This window comes from Bradyrhizobium sp. (assembly GCF_030693485.1).
Classification (GTDB): Bacteria; Pseudomonadota; Alphaproteobacteria; order Rhizobiales; family Xanthobacteraceae; genus Bradyrhizobium.
This window is the reverse complement of the sequence record NZ_JAUYAN010000064.1, coordinates 1-2,102: the sequence shown is the minus strand read 5'-3', so window position 1 is coordinate 2,102 and position 2,102 is coordinate 1. Positions and strand designations below refer to the sequence as shown.

General features: G+C 63.2%; 2 protein-coding genes. Both read left to right on the top strand.

Annotated features, from left to right (window positions below; translation table 11 throughout):
- Positions 1-46: 46 nt before the first annotated feature.
- Positions 47-1,294: an acyl-CoA dehydrogenase gene (locus tag Q8N40_RS04975; RefSeq protein WP_305711031.1), complete on the top strand. Its 1,248-nt coding sequence runs from the start codon at positions 47-49 to the stop codon at positions 1,292-1,294.
- Between the two features lie 177 nt (positions 1,295-1,471).
- Positions 1,472-2,102, top strand: a 631-nt coding sequence (locus tag Q8N40_RS04970) for an acyl-CoA dehydrogenase family protein (RefSeq protein ID WP_305711030.1), incomplete at its 3' end; no start/stop codon positions are given.

The following is a 2,102-nucleotide window of genomic DNA, read 5'->3' as shown; positions in this document are numbered from 1 at the left end:
GTCCCCGCTTTCGCGGGGGCGACGATGGATTTGAAGGAATAAATCGATGAACTTCGATGACACCCCGCAGGAAGCCGCGTTCCGCGCCGAAGCGAAAGCCTGGATCGCCGCCAATGCGCCGAAGCAGTATGAGGACGAGCTGAAAAAGTCCTCGCTCGGCCGAAGTGCGCTGAAGGGCGCCAACATGCTCGACGTGGCAAAAGCCTGGCAGAAGAAGAAGGCCGATGCCGGCTGGGCCTGCCTGCACTGGCCGAAGGAATATGGCGGCCGCGGCGCCACGCCGATCGAGCGGGTGATCTGGCAGCAGGAAGAGGGCGCGTTCGGCAGGCTCTCCGGCATGTTCATCATCGGCCACGGCATGTGCGGCCCGACCATGATGGCGTTTGCCGGCGAGGCGGAGAAAAAGAAATATCTGCCGCCGCTGGCGGCGGGCGAAAAGGTCTGGTGCCAGCTGTTTTCCGAACCCGCCGGCGGTTCCGACGTCGCGGGCCTGCGTACCCGAGCCGAAAAGCACGGAGACGGCTGGATCGTCAACGGCCAGAAAATCTGGACCTCGGGCGCGCATTATTCCGACTACGGAATTTTGCTGACCCGCACCGATCCCAACGTGGCCAAACACAAGGGCCTCACCATGTTCTTCCTGGACATGAAGAGCCCCGGCGTCGAGATCAAGCCGATCAAGCAGGCCAACGGCCAGTCCGACTTCAACGAGGTCTATTTCACCGATGTGAAAATTCCGGACAGCCAGCGGCTCGGCGCCGTCAATGATGGCTGGAATGTATCGCTGACCACGCTGATGAACGAGCGGATGTCGATCGGCGCCGGAGTCGCGACCGGCTTTCCGGAATTGTTCGAGTTCTGCAACAGCCTGATGCTGGACGACGGTCCCGCCATCGAGGACCGTAATGTGCGTTCCAGGCTCGCCAGCTGGGCGGTGAAGGCGAGCGGGCTGAAATACACCAGCATGCGGGCGATCTCGGCGCTGTCGAAGGGCGAGCGTCCGGGGCCGGAGAATTCGATCGGCAAGCTGGTGGCGGGTTCGATGGTGCAGGACGTCGCGGCTTACGCGCTCGACCTGCAGGGCGCCGCCGGCGTGCTGAGCGGAGCCGAGGACGCCGAAGCCACCGGTAAATTCCAGGCGATGCTGTTGCGGGCGCCCGGCACCCGCGTCGAGGGCGGCACCGATGAGATCATGCGCAACATCATCGCCGAGCGTGTGCTCGGCCTGCCCGGCGACATCAGGGTCGACAAGGACGTGCCGTTCAACAAGATACCGACCAGGGGAAGAGGCTGATGGAGGGTAGCAAAACTCCCTCAATCGTCGTCCCCGCGAACGCGGGGCCCCATACGCCGCGGCAGAGCGATTTTAGGCGGTGGCTGTGGCAACTTTCTTTTCAAACGTAACAGCCTGTGGCTATGGGTCCCCGCGTTCGCGGGGACGACGGCAGAGATTGACGAAAGGATCACGCCCATGAATTTCGATGACACCCCGAAGGAAGCCGAATTCCGCGCCACGGCCAAGGCATGGATCGCCGCCAACGCGCCGAAGCAATATGAGGCGGAACTGTCAAAGTCCTCGCTCGGCCGCATCAGCCTGAAGAAGGATGACATCGTCGATGTCGGCAAGGCCTGGCAGAGGAAGAAGGCCGAGGGCGGCTGGGCCTGCCTGCACTGGCCTAGGGAATATGGCGGCCGCGGTGCGACGCCGATCGAGAAGGTGATCTGGCAGCAGGAAGAGGGCGTCTACGGCAAGCTGACGCAGCCGTTCCAGATCGGCGAGGGCATGTGCGGCCCGACCGTGATGGCGTTCGGCAGCGAGGAGCACAAGCGTCATTACCTGCCGAAGCTCGCCTCCGGGGAACAGATCTGGTGCCAGCTGTTTTCGGAGCCGGCCGGCGGTTCCGACGTCGCGGGCCTGCGCACCCGCGCCGAGAAGCAGGGCGATAACTGGATCGTCAACGGCCAGAAGATCTGGACCTCGGGCGCGCATTATTCCGACTATGGTCTCCTCATCACCCGCACCGACCCCAAGGTGCCGAAGCACAAGGGTCTGACGATGTTCTTCCTCGACATGAAGAGCAAGGGCGTGGAAGTGCGTCCGA